Raw genomic sequence first — 17880 nt, 5'->3', positions numbered from 1 at the left:
TGTCTGCTCAATGAAAAAGGCCATTCGATTTGCATCGTATGGCCTTTTTTTGTAACTGCCGGATTTACTCGGCGATCTGCAGTTTGCGCGATTCGGTATACACGTAGCGCACCTTCTCGTACTCGAACGGCGAGTTCATCTGGCCGTATCGGAAATGGGTCTGATAGCGCTTGTCGACTGCCCGCAGCGCCCAGATTTCCGGATGGTTTTCGCTGACTTTCGATACGTTCAGGTAGTTGATCGCCGATTCGGCGGTGTAGTCCACCGCGAGGCCCGCGGTGTCGCGGATGTTCGACGGGCCGAGAATCGGCAGCACGAAGTAGGCGCCGCCCGGTACACCGTAGAAGCCCAGGGTCTGGCCGAAGTCTTCGTTCTGGCGTGGCAGGCCCATGGCGGTGGCCGGATCCCACAGGCCGGCGATGCCGATGGTGGTGTTGAGCAGCAGGCGCGCGGTGGTTTCCATCGAGCGCTTGCCTTTGAACTGCAACAGGCTGTTGACCAGGTTCGGCACGTCGCCAAGGTTGTTGAAAAAGTTGCTCACACCGGAACGCACGAAGCCGGGCGTGACATAACGATAACCATCGACCACCGGCAGGAACACCCATTGGTCGAAGCGGTAGTTGAAGTGGTAGACCCGGCGGTTCCACGATTCCAGCGGGTCATACACATTCAGCGCGTTGAGCGTGGAGCGCTCGAACTCGCGCTGGTCCAGCCCCGGGTTGAACTTGAGTTTGGACAGCGGCTCCTTGAAGCCGTCACTGTCGACCACCACCGGTGCGTTGGCTTTGCTGTTGTCGGCCTGGGCCACGCCTGCACAGAGTAACGCTGCAAACAGCAGGAGATATTTAGCCACGGAAGAACTCCAGCATGGCGTCGCTGTTGACGCGGTAGTTAAGGTTGCCGCAATGGCCGCCCAGTGGGTAAACCGTCAGCCGATCGCCGAAGGTCTTGCGCAGGAAACCGAGGTCGCCGGGGCCGAGGATCACGTCGTCGGCGTTGTGCATCACGGCGATTTTCGGGCTGTCGTGCAGGTAATCCTTGAGGGCGTACAGGCTGACCTGATCGATCAGTTGCAGCAGGCTGCCGCCGTCGGTGCGAGCGCGCCACATCGGGATCACCTGTTCAGTCAGGTAGCAGTCGAAGTCGCATTGCAGCGCACGCTTGAGGAACGGCGTGAGACTGGTGCCTTCGGTGATCGGGAATTTCGGCGGGGTGATCAGGCCGCGACGGTTGATCAGGTCAGAGGTAAAGGCGATGTCGGCGGCCGAGAAACGGAACGAGGTGCCGATCAGCATCGCCATCTGCTCGTTGCTCAGGTGCTGCTTGGACTGCTGGAAGTCATAGAGCAACGCATCGTTGAGGTCGATGTAGCCCTTTTGCTGGAAGTAGCGGGTCAACTTGGACAGCACCAGTTCATAGAACGTGGTGCTGTTGTTGATGCCCTTGACCTCGGTCTGCACCAGCTTGTCGAGGTTGGTGATCGAGGTGTAGAGGTTGACCGGCGGATTCAGCAGCAGGACTTTCTTGAAGTTGAAACTGCGGCGGGTTTCGTCCAGGTGGGCGACGAACGCAGCGTCCAGCGCACCGAGGCTGTAGCCGCTCAAGTAATAGTCGGTGACCGGCACTTTCGGATTTTGCGCGCGAACGGCCTGCATCACCCGGTACATGTCTTCGGCGTCTTCCTTGGTCACGCCGGGGGTGGCGAAACGCGAGGCGGCGCTCATGAAGTCGAAACTGGTGGGGGAGGACAGCTGCACCACGTGGTAGCCGGCCTTGTAGTAGAGCTTTTTCAGGTATTCGTTGAGGCTGCTGTCATAACGCGCGCCGGTGCCGGCAATCAGGAAGATCAGCGGGGCAGCCTTGTCCTGGGTGGCGATGCGATAGGTGAGCTTTTTCACTGCCCAGAAATTGTCCGGCAGGATGAACTCGCGTTCCGGGCGCAGGGTGACGCTGCGGTCGGTCTGATTGATGTCGTCGTCCGACGGCAACTCCGGACGCAGGTCCGGCGGCGTGGTGGCGATGGTCGCTTCGAACGGGTTGGTCAGGGGATAGCCATAGCTGGCGGCGTCGATATCCACCGCCAGCGCGGACGCACTCAGAATAAGGCCGCCAAACAGGGCGGCGAAGCGCAAGGATCGGAGCATGAGTGAATCCCTTAAAGGAAGGTGCCGAATGAGGTTCGCAGGCTATGACCACTGGGTTAGCGCCAAAGTGCCATGCCGAGGCACCAAACTGACGGAATTCGGGGTAATAGCAGTCGGACGATACACTTTGCGCGGATCGAATGACCAGTTAAGAGTTGTTAGTTCTTGCACAAGGCTGGCAGGCGATTAAGCTGGCCGCCGATTTCATCGATTGGAGTGCTCCATGTCCCGCCGCTTGCCTGTGATTCTGCTGCTCGTTCTGTTGCCGTTATGGCTGGCTGCCAGTTATGGCGCGCGTTATGGCTTTATGGAGGACGCGCAATGGGTGGGCATCTGCGTGGATGAGGCGAGCCGATGGGAATGCTCGGTGCGCTCGAACCTTGGGCTGTTGATCCACTTTCAGGTGCTGGGCTGGGCGGCCATTGCAGCTGCGGTGATCGGTTTTGTCGTGCCAGGACGGGCAGGGTGGTGGCTGGCGGTGCTGGCGCTGGTGTTCGGGTTGCCGGCGCTGGCGCTGTACAACACGACGCTGGCGGTGTTTGCGGTGGTGATTGCCGGGTTGCGGCTGGTTAGAGAGTCTCGCGGCGTCTGACAGTCAGCCATCGCTGGCAAGCCAGCTCCCATACTTGATCCATGCAGACACAGAACCTGTGGCAGACGGGAATCCTGTGGGAGCTGGCTTGCCAGCGAAGAGGCCGGTTCAGCCTCTGAAGGTCAGCTTTTGCGAACCTGCAGGCAGCGCCACAGCGCTAGCACCATCAACCCGCTGACCAGCGCCCAGCCCCAGGCCTGCTGGTTCTGCAGACCTTCACGGAACAGCTGCGGGGCGATGCCCGCGCCAATGATGAAGGTCAGCAAGGCGATTTCCCGGCGCGGCACGCTCACCGGACGGCACAGATAAACCAGCGCCGGCAGGATGAACGCCATGCTCGCAAAGCTGCGATAGCGCGGATCGAACACCATCTCCAGCATCATCACCGCGCTGGCAAAACCGGCTGCCGCTACCAGCCAGCCGGCCCGGCGTTCGAACACGGCGAAGGCGCGCTCACGCCAGCCATTGCGGGCGCTCAAGGTGAGCGCGGCGTGGGCCAGAATCAGCAGGTTCAGTGTCGTCAGCAAACCGACCCACAGCCATTCGCTGGTGAACCGCGTGGTCACCCGTGCCAGATCGCCCCAGGCGCCAATCGAACAGGCGGCCAGTGCGCCGAGCAGAGGCAGGATCAGGGCGCTGCGGGTCGTGCGCACGCGACCGCCCAGCAGCAGCGTGCCAATGAAAATCAGCCCGCCGACGCCCAGCCACTGTTTCCAGTACGGCACGTTGGTCACCGGCCCGGCGAGTACCCCCTTGTCCTGACGGTCTGCATCGAACAATCCCCAGTAACCGCCGACCGCGCCTTCACTGCCGCGCTTCCACGGCTGGTCGAAGGCTTCAATCAGGTTATAACGCCAGCCCTGCTGTTCCGCGAGGGTGACAAAACCGCGAATGAACTTGGCTTCGTTGACCCGGCTCGGCAGCGCGGTTTCACGCTGGCGGCCTTCGCTCGGCCAGCCGGTTTCGCCAATCATTACGTCCTTGGGGGCGAACTTGTTGCCGAACACCTGGCGCACATCGGCCACGTGTTGCAGGGCGGCGTCGATGTTCGATGGATCGTCTTCCCAGTACGGCAGCAAATGAATGGTCAGGAAGTCCACCGCCGGCGCGACTTCCGGGTGCTTGAGCCAGAACTCCCAGACATCGGCGTAGGTCACCGGTTGCTTGATATGGCTTTTGACCTTGTTGATCAACTTCGCCAGTTGCGCACCGGTGACTTCCTTGCGCAGCAAGGCTTCGTTGCCGACGATCACCGCGCTGACCACATCCGGGTTGGCGTTGGCCGAAGCGATCAGCAGATCAACTTCTTTCTCGGTGTCCACCGGGTTGCTGTTGACCCAGGCGCCGATCATCAGCTTCAAGCCATGCTTGCGTGCCAGCTCCGGCAGGGCTTCGAGGCCCGTCATGGAGTAGGTGCGGATGCATTCGAAGCGGGTGGCGAGCAGGGCAAGGTCGGCGTCCATGCGCTCCGGGCGCAGTTTGAACGGCACGTCGAACGGCGACTGATCCTTGTCGAACGGGGTGTAGGAGGCGCATTGCAACTTGTGGGTCGGGGTGGCGACGTCCGGCAGGATCACCGGTTTGCCGAGGCCATACCAGAAGCTGCACAGGGCAAACAGCCCGAGCAGGCAGGCGAACAGATAAGGAAGAAAGGGGAAACGGGAAGTCGCGGACATGGTCAGGCCGAGTGGCTGCAAAGCGACGCATGTTACCTGCATTTATAAGGAGGTTGGTGGCCCGCGCGATTTTGACATGCAAAGTTCGGGCGGATTGTCTGGCGCCAAATATCCGGACGCAGTTAATGGCTTTCTGATGTCGTTTCTCGTTGCCTTGAGGTCGCTGACAGAGCAGGTCTTATCGGGCGTCAGGTTGATGATCGGAGCCATCAGTACTCCGCTGATGTTCGAACGAGTTCGCGGTCAGGCGTGATGGGGGCGCTGTGCACCATAACAATACGTTGACGATGTCCGGCATCCGTCGGGCGCAGCATTTCGGGGAAGTAACGATGAAGATGCGACGACTTTTAGGCGCAGGTGCCGCTCTGGTACTTGCGATGAGCTCCACTTTCGCCAGCGCTGAAAAACAGACCCTGAACATCGGTTACGTTGACGGCTGGTCCGACAGCGTCGCGACCACCCACGTGGCGGCCGAAGTGATCAAGCAGAAACTCGGCTACGACGTGAAACTGCAGGCCGTCGCCACCGGGATCATGTGGCAGGGTGTTGCCACCGGCAAACTCGACGCCATGCTCTCGGCCTGGCTGCCGGTGACCCACGGCGAATACTGGACCAAGAACAAGGATCAGGTCGTCGATTACGGCCCGAACTTCAAGGACGCGAAAATCGGCCTGATCGTGCCGGAGTATGTGAAAGCCAAGTCGATCGAAGACCTGAAAACCGATGACACGTTCAAGAATCGCATCGTCGGCATCGATGCCGGTTCAGGCGTGATGCTCAAGACCGATCAGGCCATCAAGGATTACGGCCTCGACAAATACACCCTCAAGGCCAGTTCCGGCGCCGGCATGATTGCCGAGCTGACCCGTGCCGAGAAGAAAAACGAATCCATCGCCGTCACCGGTTGGGTGCCGCACTGGATGTTCGCCAAGTGGAAACTGCGTTTCCTCGACGACCCGAAAGGCGTGTATGGCGCGGCTGAAACCGTGAACAGCATCGGCAGCAAGGAGCTGGCGACCAAGGCGCCGGAAGTGGCCAAGTTCCTGAAGAACTTCCAGTGGGCTTCGAAAGACGAAATCGGCGAAGTCATGCTGGCGATCCAGGACGGTGCCAAACCTGACGCAGCCGCCAAGGACTGGGTCGCCAAACACCCGGACCGCGTGGCTGAATGGACCAAGTAATCTAAGTCGAAGCGTCTACTCTGCGCTTCCCAGGGCCGCCCGGCCTTCTCGTCGGGCGGCCTTTTTTATTGCCCTTCCTTTAATGGCGGATGCGCAACTTTTTCGGGCCGTCTGGAAATTGGCAAAAACGCCATGGCGTTCTACTACTAAGGTCGTCTGGAAGCCGGCTCGCAGCCGCATACAGTGGATACGTTCCAAAAATAAAAATCTGTGCTGCGAGGATAAAAACAATGAACGACAGCATTTACCTCTCTATTCAGAACAGCCCGCGCTTCAAGGAGCTGGTGAAAAAAAGGGAAAGGTTCGCCTGGATACTCTCGGCGATCATGCTAGGGCTCTACTCCGGATTCATCCTGCTGATCGCGTACGGGCCGCAAGTGCTCGGGACCAAGATCAGTGCCGGCTCATCGATCACCTGGGGCATCCCCATCGGTGTCGGGCTGATCGTCTCGGCCTTCGTCCTGACCGGTATCTACGTACGCCGCGCCAATGGCGAGTTCGACGACCTGAACAATGCGATTCTCAAGGAGGCTCAGCAATGATCCGGCGTCTACTGGCTCTTTTGAGCATCGCAGCGTTCGCTCCAGCCGCCTGGGCCGCTGACGCCCTGACCGGCGAAGTCCACAAACAACCGCTCAACGTTTCCGCGATCGTCATGTTCGTGGTGTTCGTCGGCGCGACCCTGTGCATCACCTACTGGGCGTCCAAACGCAACAAGTCGGCCGCCGACTACTATGCGGCGGGCGGCAAGATCACCGGTTTCCAGAACGGTCTGGCGATTGCCGGTGACTACATGTCGGCAGCGTCATTCCTGGGGATCTCCGCGCTGGTGTTCACCTCCGGCTACGACGGCCTGATCTATTCGATCGGCTTTCTGGTGGGCTGGCCGATCATTCTGTTCCTGATCGCCGAGCGTCTGCGTAACCTGGGCAAGTACACCTTTGCCGACGTGGCGTCCTACCGCCTCGGGCAAACCCAGATCCGCACGCTGTCTGCCTGCGGTTCGCTGGTGGTGGTGGCGTTCTACCTGATCGCGCAAATGGTTGGTGCCGGCAAGCTGATCCAGCTGCTGTTCGGTCTCGACTACCACGTTGCGGTGATCCTGGTCGGTATCCTGATGTGCCTGTACGTGCTGTTCGGCGGCATGCTGGCGACCACCTGGGTGCAGATCATCAAGGCTGTGCTGTTGCTGTCCGGTGCCTCGTTCATGGCGCTGATGGTGATGAAGCACGTCAACTTCGACTTCAACACCCTGTTCTCCGAAGCCATCAAGGTTCACACCAAGGGCGAGGCGATCATGAGCCCCGGCGGTCTGGTGAAAGACCCGATCTCGGCGTTCTCCCTCGGCCTGGCACTGATGTTCGGTACCGCTGGCCTGCCGCACATCCTGATGCGCTTCTTCACTGTGAGTGACGCGAAAGAAGCCCGTAAGAGCGTGCTGTACGCCACCGGTTTCATTGGCTACTTCTACATCCTGACCTTCATCATCGGCTTCGGCGCGATCCTGCTGGTCAGCACCAACCCGGCCTTTAAAGATGCGGCGGGCGCGCTGCTCGGCGGCAACAACATGGCGGCGGTGCACCTGGCCAACGCCGTGGGCGGCAGCATCTTCCTCGGCTTCATCTCGGCCGTGGCGTTCGCAACCATTCTGGCGGTCGTGGCCGGTCTGACCCTGGCCGGCGCTTCGGCGGTGTCCCATGACCTGTACGCCAGCGTGATCAAGAAGGGCAAGGCCAACGACAAGGATGAGATCCGCGTTTCGAAGATCACCACCATCGCGCTGGGCGTTCTGGCCATCGGCCTGGGCATCCTGTTCGAAAGCCAGAACATCGCGTTCATGGTGGGTCTGGCGTTCTCCATCGCGGCGAGCTGCAACTTCCCGGTGCTGCTGCTTTCGATGTATTGGAAGAAATTGACCACCCGTGGCGCCATGATTGGCGGCTGGCTGGGTCTGGTGAGTGCGGTGGGGCTGATGATTCTTGGCCCGACCATCTGGGTGCAGATTCTGCATCATGAGAAGGCGATCTTCCCTTACGAATATCCGGCGTTGTTCTCGATGATCATTGCGTTCATCGGCATCTGGTTCTTCTCGATCACCGATAAGTCGGCGGCGGCAGAGAACGAGCGTGCGCTGTTCTTCCCGCAGTTTGTGCGTTCGCAGACTGGGTTGGGGGCGAGTGGGGCGGTTTCGCACTGAGGCTTCTGGGTTGAATAATGTAGGTTGAGTTGGATGGAAATGCCCTGGTCGAGAGATTGGGGCATTTTTTTTGTGGGCGGTTATCGGATGTTCTTGGGGATTGGGTGTATATCCGTTGCTGCGGTAACGGCTTCTTGGGGTTCCGCCCTTACGGCGGGTCACTTTTGGCAAACGCCCCAAAAGTAACCAAAAGGTCTCTAACCCTGACGTACGGCCCTCGCTGTGGCTCGGGTTCCTTCGCTCCGGGATTGATCCGGGGGCATCGCCTCCGGTTTGCTTCGCTGCACCTCCTCTCGATGCATGCGGCTGCGCCGCACGGTCGCTGCGCTCCCACCCCCGGATCAATCCCTCCACTCAGCCTGCCGACGGGCCCTGAGATCAAAAGCTTTACTCGAGCTAACGCTCATCGTGTTGAGTGGTGAGGAGCGGGGGCTCTTGATCTGGCTTTTGCTTTGGCTTTGGCTTTGGCTTTTGATTTTTTGCCCCTTCGGCAGGCCGAGCGGAGGTGTCCGTCAGGGGGTAGGCGCGCAGCGCCGTGCGGCGCAGCCGCATACATCGAGAGGAGGTGCAGCGAAGCAAACCGTAGGCGATGCCCCCTGATGGACACCGTAGCGAGGGAACACTGAGCCTAGGCGAAGTGCCGTACGCCGGGGACCAAGCCTTTTGGTTCCTTTTTGGCGTTTGAAAAAGGGACTCGCTGTAAGAGCGAAACCGCCAGCGGCATCACCCGAAGAAACGGATATGCCCCCCAATAAAAACAGCCACAAAAAAACGGCCCCCATTCACATGGAGGCCGTTCCCGGTAAAACGCTAAGACGCTATCGCAAGACAGCTCTTATTTGCGGTCTTCCAGCTTGGTAATGTCACGCGACTCGTAGCCGGTGTACAGCTGACGCGGACGGCCAATCTTGTACGGGCTCGAGAGCATTTCCTTCCAGTGGGAGATCCAGCCGACAGTACGTGCCAGGGCGAAGATGACGGTGAACATGCTGGTCGGAATGCCGATCGCCTTGAGGATGATCCCCGAGTAGAAGTCGACGTTCGGGTACAGCGAGCGTTCGATGAAGTACGGATCGGTCAGAGCGATCTCTTCCAGGCGCATGGCCAGTTCGAGTTGCGGATCGTTCTGGATGCCCAGCTCCTTCAATACTTCGTCGCAGGTCTGCTTCATGACAGTCGCGCGAGGGTCGCGGTTCTTGTAGACGCGGTGACCGAAGCCCATCAGCTTGAACGGATCGTTCTTGTCCTTGGCCTTGGCGATGAACTTGTCGATGTTCGAGACATCGCCGATTTCATCGAGCATGGTCAGCACGGCTTCGTTCGCACCGCCGTGGGCAGGGCCCCACAGTGCGGCGATACCGGCGGCGATACAGGCGAACGGGTTGGCACCCGAAGAGCCCGCCAGGCGCACGGTGGAGGTCGAAGCGTTCTGCTCGTGGTCGGCATGGAGGATGAAGATCCGGTCCATGGCCTTGGCGAGTACCGGGCTGATCGGTTTGATCTCGCACGGGGTGTTGAACATCATGTGCAGGAAGTTTTCCGCGTACGACAGGTCGTTGCGCGGGTACATCATGGGTTGACCCATGGAGTACTTGTAAACCATCGCGGCCAGGGTCGGCATCTTGGCAACCAGGCGGATCGCGGAGATTTCGCGATGCTGCGGGTTATTGATGTCGAGGGAGTCGTGGTAGAAGGCCGAGAGGGCGCCGACTACACCACACATGACGGCCATCGGGTGGGCGTCGCGGCGGAAGCCGTTGAAGAAGGTTTTCAGCTGCTCGTGAACCATGGTGTGGTTCTTCACGGTGCCGACGAACTGGGCCTTTTGCTCTGCAGTCGGCAGTTCGCCGTTCAGCAGCAGGTAGCAGGTTTCCAGGTAGTCCGACTTTTCAGCCAGTTGTTCGATCGGGTAGCCGCGGTGCAGCAGGATGCCGTTGTCGCCGTCGATATAGGTGATCTTCGATTCGCAGGAAGCGGTCGACATGAAACCGGGGTCGAAAGTGAAGCGGCCCGTGGCCGTCAGGCCCCGAACATCGATTACATCGGGACCAACGGTGCCGGTTAAAATGGGCAGCTCGACGGGGGCTGCGCCCTCGATGATCAACTGCGCTTTTTTGTCAGCCATGTGGCCTCCTATTTATGCTTGAAATCATCAGACAGACCCCCCACGCAGGGCCCGCACCACTATAGTGAGATAAATTCGAATGTCAATTTGCCTAAAGTCTTGCTCCAGAAGGCTTTAACCGTACTTTTTCCTCGAAATTGCCTGCCATTTACGCCTTTTATACGACTTGTGCAATCCGCTATTGGGGGTAGGCGATTGCGTTGTCATTAGTAGCCTAACTGTCTATACTCGGCGACCGACCGCCAAGGGCTTTTGGGCTTGCTTTCATTGGGGGTCGCATCCCTGGGTGGTGGTTACCTGACCAGTGCACTCCCCAACAACTTTGCCCTGATTGTTAGGGGCTCTTCAGTGTGAAAAAAAAGCCGTGAAAAGCCAACGACCTGTAAACCTAGACCTAAGGACCATCAAACTCCCCATCACCGGCGTTACGTCGTTTCTTCACCGTGTTTCCGGCATCATCCTCTTCCTGGGCCTCGGCATCATGCTTTATGCATTGGGCAAATCCCTGGGTTCCGAGGAAGGTTATGTCGAGGTGAAGGCATGCTTGACCAGCCCGCTGGCCAAGTTCGTAGCATGGGGCCTCCTGTCCGCTCTTCTGTATCACCTGGTTGCCGGTGTGCGCCACTTGATCATGGACATGGGCATCGGTGAGACGCTGGAAGGCGGCCGCCTGGGCTCGAAACTGATCATCGCCGTTTCCGTGGTGCTGATCGTTCTGGCAGGAGTTTGGATATGGTAACCAGCGTTACAAACCTTTCGCGTTCGGGCCTCTATGACTGGATGGCACAGCGTGTGTCTGCGGTCGTTCTCGCGGCTTATTTCATATTCCTGATCGGCTACCTCGCCGCTCACCCGGGCATCGGTTATGAACAATGGCATGGCCTGTTCGCCCACAACGGAATGCGTATCTTCAGTCTGCTGGCACTGGTTGCCCTGGGCGCTCACGCCTGGGTCGGCATGTGGACCATCGCGACCGACTACCTGACGCCGATGGCGCTGGGCAAGTCTGCGACTGCAGTACGTTTCCTTTTCCAGGCAGTATGCGGCGTCGCGATGTTCGCTTACTTCGTCTGGGGTGTGCAGATTCTCTGGGGTATCTGATTCATGGCTAACATTCCAACGATTTCTTTCGACGCCATCATCATTGGCGGCGGCGGTGCCGGCATGCGCGCTGCGCTGCAGCTGGCACAGGGCGGTCACAAGACTGCCGTGATCACCAAGGTCTTCCCGACCCGTTCGCACACTGTTTCCGCCCAGGGCGGCATCACCTGCGCAATCGCGTCGGCCGACCCGAACGATGACTGGCGCTGGCACATGTACGATACCGTCAAGGGTTCCGACTACATCGGTGACCAGGACGCTATCGAATACATGTGTCAGGAAGGCCCGGCTGCCGTTTTCGAGCTGGATCACATGGGTCTGCCGTTCTCGCGTACCGAAACCGGCCGTATCTACCAGCGTCCGTTCGGCGGTCAGTCGAAGGATTACGGTAAAGGCGGGCAGGCTGCCCGTACCTGCGCAGCATCCGACCGTACCGGTCATGCGCTGCTGCACACCCTTTATCAGGGCAACCTGAAAGCCGGTACCACGTTCCTGAACGAGTACTACGCTGTCGACCTGGTAAAAAACCAGGAAGGCGAATTCGTCGGTGTGATCGCAATCTGCATCGAAACCGGCGAAACCACCTACATCCGCGCGAAAGCCACCGTTCTGGCTACCGGCGGTGCAGGTCGTATCTATGCCTCCACCACAAACGCCCTGATCAACACCGGTGACGGCGTCGGCATGGCTCTGCGTGCTGGCGTGCCGGTACAAGACATCGAAATGTGGCAGTTCCACCCGACCGGCATCGCCGGCGCCGGTGTACTGGTTACCGAAGGTTGCCGTGGTGAAGGTGGTTACCTGATCAACAAGCACGGCGAGCGTTTCATGGAGCGTTATGCTCCGAACGCCAAAGACCTTGCCGGTCGTGACGTGGTTGCCCGTTCGATGGTTAAAGAAATCATCGCCGGCAACGGTTGCGGTCCGAATGGCGACCACGTAATGCTCAAGCTCGACCACCTGGGCGAGGAAGTGCTGCACAGCCGTCTGCCAGGCATCTGCGAACTGTCGAAGACGTTCGCACACGTTGACCCGGTGGTTGCTCCGGTTCCGGTTGTTCCGACTTGCCACTACATGATGGGCGGCGTTGCCACCAACATTCACGGCCAGGCGATCACCCAGGACGCCGAAGGTGTGGATCAGATCATTCCTGGTCTGTTCGCCGTAGGTGAAGTGGCTTGCGTATCGGTTCACGGTGCCAACCGTCTGGGCGGCAACTCGCTGCTCGACCTGGTGGTATTCGGTCGCGCTGCCGGCCTGCACCTGGAGAAGGCGCTGACCGATGGCATCGAATACGACGACGCTACCGAAGCCGACATCGAAGCTGCCCTGGCGCGTCTGAACGCCCTGAACAACCGTACCGACGGTGAAGACGTCGCTACCCTGCGTCGCGAGCTGCAAAGCTGCATGCAGAACTACTTCGGTGTATTCCGTACCGGCGAATACATGCAGAAGGGTATTGCCCAGCTGGCCGATCTGCGCAAGCGCATCGCCAACGTGAAGATCAACGATAAGTCGCAGGCGTTCAACACTGCACGTATCGAGGCGCTGGAACTGCAAAACCTGCTGGAAGTGGCTGAAGCTACCGCCATTGCTGCCGAAGTACGTAAAGAGTCCCGCGGCGCTCACGCCCGTGAAGACTTCGAAGATCGTGACGACGAAAACTGGCTGTGCCACACCCTGTACTTCCCGGGTGAGAAACGTGTCGCCAAGCGTGCCGTGAACTTCTCGCCGAAGACTGTTCCGACTTTCGAACCAAAAGTCCGGACTTATTAAGGGTGACCGCCATGTTGAAAGTCAGTGTTTATCGTTACAACCCTGATCAGGACGCTGCGCCGTTCATGCAGGAATTCCAGGTCGATACCGGTGGTAAGGACCTGATGGTGCTGGACGTGCTGGCCCTGATCAAAGAGCAGGACGAAGGTTTCTCCTATCGTCGCTCCTGCCGTGAAGGCGTCTGCGGCTCCGACGGCATGAACATCAACGGCAAGAACGGCCTGGCGTGCATCACGCCGCTGTCCGCTGTCGTCAAAGGTAACAAGCTGATCATTCGTCCTCTGCCAGGTTTGCCGGTTATCCGTGACCTGGTCGTCGATATGAGCATCTTCTACAAGCAATACGAGAAGGTTAAGCCTTTCCTGCAGAACGACACGCCGGCTCCGGCCATCGAGCGTCTGCAGTCCCCTGAAGAGCGTGAAAAGCTCGACGGTCTGTACGAGTGCATCCTGTGCGCCTGCTGCTCGACCTCTTGCCCGTCCTTCTGGTGGAACCCGGACAAGTTCCTGGGTCCGGCTGCACTGCTGCAAGCGTACCGCTTCCTGGCAGACAGCCGTGACACCAAGACGTCCGAGCGTCTGGCATCCCTCGATGACCCGTTCAGCGTCTTCCGCTGCCGGGGCATCATGAACTGCGTCAACGTATGTCCGAAAGGCCTGAACCCGACTAAGGCCATCGGTCACATCCGTAACATGCTGCTTTCGAGCGGCGTGTGATTCAGAAGCTGTAAAAGTAGTACTGCTTCACCGTAGAGGCTGTGGCGCGGGCTTCAACCCGCGCCAGGGCTATAACCAGAGCAACAGCCATAAGCTGCAGCTCTTATTTTGAAGAAATGAGACAAGCAGGGGCATCCGGGCTGGTACCCGGACTATCAGTGTGATCCTAAGTGGCTTGTTTTGGTCGCTGCATTCGGACTTCTGCAAGCTTGCTCGGTGTCGGCACCGATGGTGTTCCCCTAACCGAGGGTGACCAAGCATGCAAGAAAGCGTGATGCAGCGCATGTGGAACAGCGCCTACCTTTCAGGTGGAAACGCTGCCTATGTGGAAGAGCTTTATGAGCTCTACCTGCACGACCCTAACGCTGTGCCAGAAGAGTGGCGCACCTACTTTCAGAAGCTGCCTGCCGACGGCGGCTCTGCCACCGATGTTTCGCACTCCACAATTCGCGATCATTTCGTGCTGCTGGCAAAGAACCAGCGCCGCGCCCAACCGGTTTCCGCCGGCAGCGTGAGCAGTGAGCACGAGAAGAAGCAAGTTGAAGTGTTGCGATTGATCCAGGCCTACCGTATGCGTGGCCACCAGGCAGCCCAGCTTGACCCGCTTGGGCTGTGGCAGCGTCCTGCACCTGCAGACCTGTCGATCAATCATTACGGCTTGACCAATGCCGATCTTGATACGACCTTCCGTGCCGGCGACCTGTTCATCGGCAAAGAGGAAGCGAGCCTACGCGAAATTCACGAAGCGTTGCAGCAGACATATTGCCGCACCATCGGCGCTGAATTTACGCACATCACCGATTCCGAGCAGCGCCAGTGGTTCCAGCAGCGTCTGGAAAGCGTACGTGGCCGTCCGGAATACTCCGCCGACATCAAGAGCCACCTGCTTGAGCGCGTGACGGCCGGTGAAGGCCTGGAAAAATACCTGGGTACCAAATACCCGGGCACCAAGCGTTTCGGTCTGGAAGGCGGCGAAAGCCTGATTCCGATGCTCGACGAACTGATCCAGCGTTCCGGTTCCTACGGCACCAAGGAAGTCGTCATCGGCATGGCCCACCGTGGCCGTCTGAACGTACTGGTCAACACCTTCGGCAAGAACCCGCGCGAGCTGTTCGATGAGTTCGAAGGCAAGAAGAAGGTCGAGCTGGGTTCCGGTGACGTTAAATACCACCAGGGCTTCTCGTCCAACGTGATGACCGCGGGCGGTGAAGTTCACCTGGCCATGGCGTTCAACCCGTCCCACCTGGAAATCGTTTCCCCGGTGGTCGAAGGTTCGGTACGTGCTCGTCAGGACCGTCGCAACGATGCGACCGGCGAGAAGGTATTGCCGATCTCCATCCACGGTGACGCGGCATTCGCCGGTCAAGGCGTGGTGATGGAAACCTTCCAGATGTCGCAGACCCGCGGTTTCAAGACCGGCGGTACCGTGCACATCGTGATCAACAACCAGGTCGGTTTCACCATCAGCAATCCGCTGGACTCGCGCTCCACCGAGTACGCGACCGACGTTGCGAAGATGATCCAGGCGCCGATCCTCCATGTGAATGGCGATGATCCGGAAGCCGTATTGTTCGTGACCCAGCTGGCCATCGACTACCGCATGCAGTTCAAGCGTGACGTGGTGATCGACCTGGTCTGCTACCGTCGTCGTGGCCACAACGAGGCCGACGAGCCAAGCGGCACCCAGCCACTGATGTATCAGCAGATCACCAAGCAGCGCACCACCCGTGAGCTGTACGCTGATCGTCTGACCCAGGCCGGTGTACTGGATGCCGAGCGCGTTCAGGCGAAAGTCGACGAATACCGCAACGCGCTGGACAACGGTCTGCACGTAGTGAAATCGCTGGTCAAAGAGCCGAACAAAGAGCTGTTCGTGGACTGGCGTCCGTATCTGGGCCACGCCTGGACTGCGCGTCACGACACTCGCTTCGATCTGAAGACTCTGCAGGAACTGTCCGCCAAGCTGCTGGAAATTCCGGAAGGCTTCGTGGTTCAGCGCCAGGTTGCGAAGATCTACGAAGACCGTCAGAAGATGCAAGCCGGCGGCCTGCCGATCAACTGGGGTTACGCTGAAACCATGGCGTACGCGACCCTGGCGTTCGAAGGTCACCCGATCCGCATGACCGGTCAGGACATCGGCCGCGGTACGTTCTCGCACCGTCACGCTGTTCTGCACAACCAGAAAGATGCCGGTACCTACATTCCGCTCAAGCATCTGTATGAAGGTCAGCCGCGTTTCGACCTGTACGACTCGTTCCTGTCGGAAGAGGCCGTGCTGGCGTTCGAATACGGTTACTCGACCACCACGCCGAACGCGCTGGTGATCTGGGAAGCCCAGTTCGGCGACTTCGCCAACGGTGCACAGGTTGTCATCGACCAGTTCATCACCAGCGGCGAGCACAAGTGGGGCCGTCTCTGCGGTCTGACCATGCTGCTGCCACACGGCTACGAAGGCCAGGGCCCTGAGCACAGCTCGGCGCGTCTTGAGCGTTACCTGCAGCTGTGCGCCGAGCACAACATTCAGGTGTGCATGCCGACGACTCCGGCGCAGATCTACCACTTGCTGCGTCGTCAGGTGATTCGCCCGCTGCGCAAGCCGCTGGTAGTGCTGACTCCGAAGTCGCTGCTGCGCCACAAGCTGGCCATCTCGACGCTGGAAGATCTGGCCGAAGGTTCCTTCCAGACCGTTATCCCGGAAATCGATGCACTGGACCCGAAAAAGGTCGAGCGCGTGGTTCTGTGCAGCGGCAAGGTCTACTACGACCTGCTGGAAAAACGCCGTGCCGAAGGCCGCGAAGATATCGCCATCGTGCGTATCGAGCAGCTGTACCCATTCCCTGAGGACGACTTGAAAGAAGTCCTGGCTCCTTACACCAACGCCAAAGCGGCTGTCTGGTGCCAGGAAGAGCCGATGAACCAGGGCGCCTGGTACTGCAGCCAGCACCACCTGCGTCGCAGCATCAGCAACCTCAACAAATCTCTCGTACTCGAGTACGCGGGCCGTGAGGCTTCTGCTGCACCTGCATGTGGTTACGCATCGATGCACGCCGAGCAGCAGGAAAAACTGCTGCAAGACGCGTTTACCGTTTAACGCCTTCGCGCACCTGAAACCGAATTTAAGGAACCACAGACAATGGCTATCGAGATCAAAGCCCCCACTTTCCCGGAATCGGTTGCCGATGGCACCGTTGCCACCTGGCACAAACAACCGGGCGACGCCGTCAAGCGTGACGAACTGATCGTCGACATCGAAACCGACAAGGTCGTTCTGGAAGTGCTGGCCACCGCCGACGGCGTGCTGGGCGCAATCGTCAAGGGCGAGGGCGAAACCGTTCTGTCCGACGAAGTCCTGGGCTCCATCGTTGAAGGCGGCGCTGCTGCCGCTGCTCCGGCTGCCGCTGCTGCTCCGGCCGCTGCTGCCGCTGCCCCGGCTGCTGCCGGCGCTGACGAAGACGCGATCGCCGCACCAGCCGCTCGCAAGCTGGCCGAAGAAAACGGCATCAACCTGGCTTCCGTTAAAGGCACCGGCAAAGACGGCCGTGTGACCAAGGAAGACGTGGTTGCCGCAGTTGAAGCGAAGAAATCCGCTCCGGCTGCTGCGCCGAAAGCTGCTGCTCCGGCCGCTGCCGCTCCTGTGTTCGCCGCTGGCGACCGCATCGAGAAGCGCGTTCCGATGACTCGCGTTCGTGCCACCGTTGCCAAGCGCCTGGTTGAAGCCCAGTCGAACATGGCGATGCTGACCACTTTCAACGAAGTCGACATGACCGAAGTCATGGCGCTGCGTTCGAAGTACAAGGACCTGTTCGAGAAGTCCCACAACGGCGTACGCCTGGGCTTCATGTCGTTCTTCGTGAAGGCTGCCACCGAAGCGCTGAAACGCTTCCCTGCGGTCAACGCTTCGATCGACGGCAACGACATCGTTTACCACGGCTATGCCGACATCGGTGTGGCAGTGTCCAGCGACCGTGGCCTGGTGGTTCCGGTTCTGCGCAACGCCGAGCACATGAGCCTGGCTGAAATCGAAGGCGGCATCGCCACCTTCGGCAAGAAGGCTCGTGACGGCAAACTGTCGATGGACGAAATGACCGGCGGTACCTTCACCATCACCAACGGTGGTACCTTCGGTTCGATGATGTCGACCCCGATCGTCAACCCGCCGCAGGCAGCGATTCTGGGCATGCACAACATCATCCAGCGTCCGATGGCCATCAACGGTCAGGTCGTTATCCGTCCGATGATGTACCTGGCACTGTCCTACGATCACCGCCTGATCGATGGCAAAGAAGCTGTGACTTTCCTGGTGACCATCAAGAACCTGCTGGAAGATCCGGCTCGTCTGTTGCTGGATATCTGATAGAAGCAGCCATGAGCT

The 17880-nt window shown here is 59.3% G+C and carries 14 protein-coding genes; 10 read left to right on the top strand and 4 right to left on the bottom strand.

Annotated features, from left to right (window positions below; translation table 11 throughout):
- Positions 1-64 precede the first annotated feature (64 nt).
- Positions 65-853, bottom strand: a complete 789-nt coding sequence (locus J5M72_RS15640) for a VacJ family lipoprotein (RefSeq protein ID WP_169429444.1) — start codon at positions 851-853, stop codon at positions 65-67.
- The gene (locus J5M72_RS15635; RefSeq protein WP_207866268.1) at positions 846-2144 is read right to left on the bottom strand and encodes a serine/threonine protein kinase; all 1299 of its coding nucleotides are present in this window, start codon (positions 2142-2144) and stop codon (positions 846-848) included. The genes J5M72_RS15640 and J5M72_RS15635 overlap by 8 nt, the downstream gene beginning before the upstream one ends.
- A 223-nt stretch (positions 2145-2367) precedes the next feature.
- On the opposite strand from J5M72_RS15635, the gene J5M72_RS15630 reads away from it, so the two are divergent.
- The gene (locus J5M72_RS15630) at positions 2368-2736 is read left to right on the top strand and encodes a hypothetical protein (RefSeq protein ID WP_169429446.1); all 369 of its coding nucleotides are present in this window, start codon (positions 2368-2370) and stop codon (positions 2734-2736) included.
- A gap of 122 nt (positions 2737-2858) precedes the next feature.
- Here J5M72_RS15630 and J5M72_RS15625 read toward each other — a convergent pair whose 3' ends face one another.
- On the bottom strand, positions 2859-4454 hold the full coding sequence (locus tag J5M72_RS15625; protein ID WP_207866266.1) for a beta (1-6) glucans synthase: 1596 nt from the start codon (positions 4452-4454) through the stop codon (positions 2859-2861).
- 287 nt (positions 4455-4741) lie between these two features.
- On the opposite strand from J5M72_RS15625, the gene J5M72_RS15620 reads away from it, so the two are divergent.
- From J5M72_RS15620 to J5M72_RS15610, 3 genes are all read left to right on the top strand, one after another.
- Positions 4742-5593 (top strand): glycine betaine ABC transporter substrate-binding protein, encoded by an 852-nt coding sequence (locus tag J5M72_RS15620; protein WP_169429448.1) that lies wholly within the window; start codon positions 4742-4744, stop codon positions 5591-5593.
- Between the two features lie 230 nt (positions 5594-5823).
- Positions 5824-6135: a DUF485 domain-containing protein gene (locus tag J5M72_RS15615; protein WP_096822125.1), complete on the top strand. Its 312-nt coding sequence runs from the start codon at positions 5824-5826 to the stop codon at positions 6133-6135.
- Complete coding sequence (locus J5M72_RS15610; protein WP_169429449.1) at positions 6132-7790, top strand: cation acetate symporter; 1659 nt, start codon at positions 6132-6134, stop codon at positions 7788-7790. The genes J5M72_RS15615 and J5M72_RS15610 overlap by 4 nt, the downstream gene beginning before the upstream one ends.
- A gap of 835 nt (positions 7791-8625) precedes the next feature.
- On the opposite strand, the gene gltA is transcribed toward J5M72_RS15610, so the two are convergent.
- Positions 8626-9915 carry a citrate synthase gene (gltA, locus tag J5M72_RS15605; RefSeq protein WP_007959044.1) on the bottom strand — a complete coding sequence of 430 codons (1290 nt, stop codon included), beginning with the start codon at positions 9913-9915 and terminating at the stop codon, positions 8626-8628.
- A 364-nt stretch (positions 9916-10279) separates the two neighbouring features.
- Here gltA and sdhC point away from each other — a divergent pair, with 364 nt between their 5' ends.
- The 6 genes from sdhC to odhB all read left to right on the top strand — a co-directional run bounded on the left by sdhC (position 10280) and on the right by odhB (position 17862).
- Positions 10280-10654, top strand: coding sequence for a succinate dehydrogenase, cytochrome b556 subunit (gene sdhC, locus J5M72_RS15600; RefSeq protein WP_011333113.1), 375 nt, complete (start codon positions 10280-10282; stop codon positions 10652-10654).
- The gene (gene sdhD, locus J5M72_RS15595) at positions 10648-11016 is read left to right on the top strand and encodes a succinate dehydrogenase, hydrophobic membrane anchor protein (protein WP_085710546.1); all 369 of its coding nucleotides are present in this window, start codon (positions 10648-10650) and stop codon (positions 11014-11016) included. Before sdhC ends, sdhD begins: the two co-directional genes overlap by 7 nt.
- Positions 11017-11019: 3 nt before the next feature.
- Complete coding sequence (gene sdhA / locus J5M72_RS15590; RefSeq protein WP_085682949.1) at positions 11020-12792, top strand: succinate dehydrogenase flavoprotein subunit; 1773 nt, start codon at positions 11020-11022, stop codon at positions 12790-12792.
- Positions 12793-12803: 11 nt separating this feature from the next.
- The gene (locus J5M72_RS15585) at positions 12804-13508 is read left to right on the top strand and encodes a succinate dehydrogenase iron-sulfur subunit (protein WP_169429450.1); all 705 of its coding nucleotides are present in this window, start codon (positions 12804-12806) and stop codon (positions 13506-13508) included.
- Between the two features lie 259 nt (positions 13509-13767).
- The gene (locus J5M72_RS15580; RefSeq protein WP_085732274.1) at positions 13768-16599 is read left to right on the top strand and encodes a 2-oxoglutarate dehydrogenase E1 component; all 2832 of its coding nucleotides are present in this window, start codon (positions 13768-13770) and stop codon (positions 16597-16599) included.
- Positions 16600-16641: 42 nt separating this feature from the next.
- A complete protein-coding gene (gene odhB / locus J5M72_RS15575) occupies positions 16642-17862 on the top strand; it encodes a 2-oxoglutarate dehydrogenase complex dihydrolipoyllysine-residue succinyltransferase (RefSeq protein WP_169429451.1) in 1221 nt (406 codons plus the stop codon).
- Positions 17863-17880: the final 18 nt, after the last annotated feature.

Source organism: Pseudomonas sp. 58(2021) (genome assembly GCF_017491585.1).
Taxonomy (GTDB): Bacteria; Pseudomonadota; Gammaproteobacteria; order Pseudomonadales; family Pseudomonadaceae; genus Aquipseudomonas; species Aquipseudomonas fluorescens_BT.
This window is presented reverse-complemented; position numbering and strand designations above follow the sequence as displayed.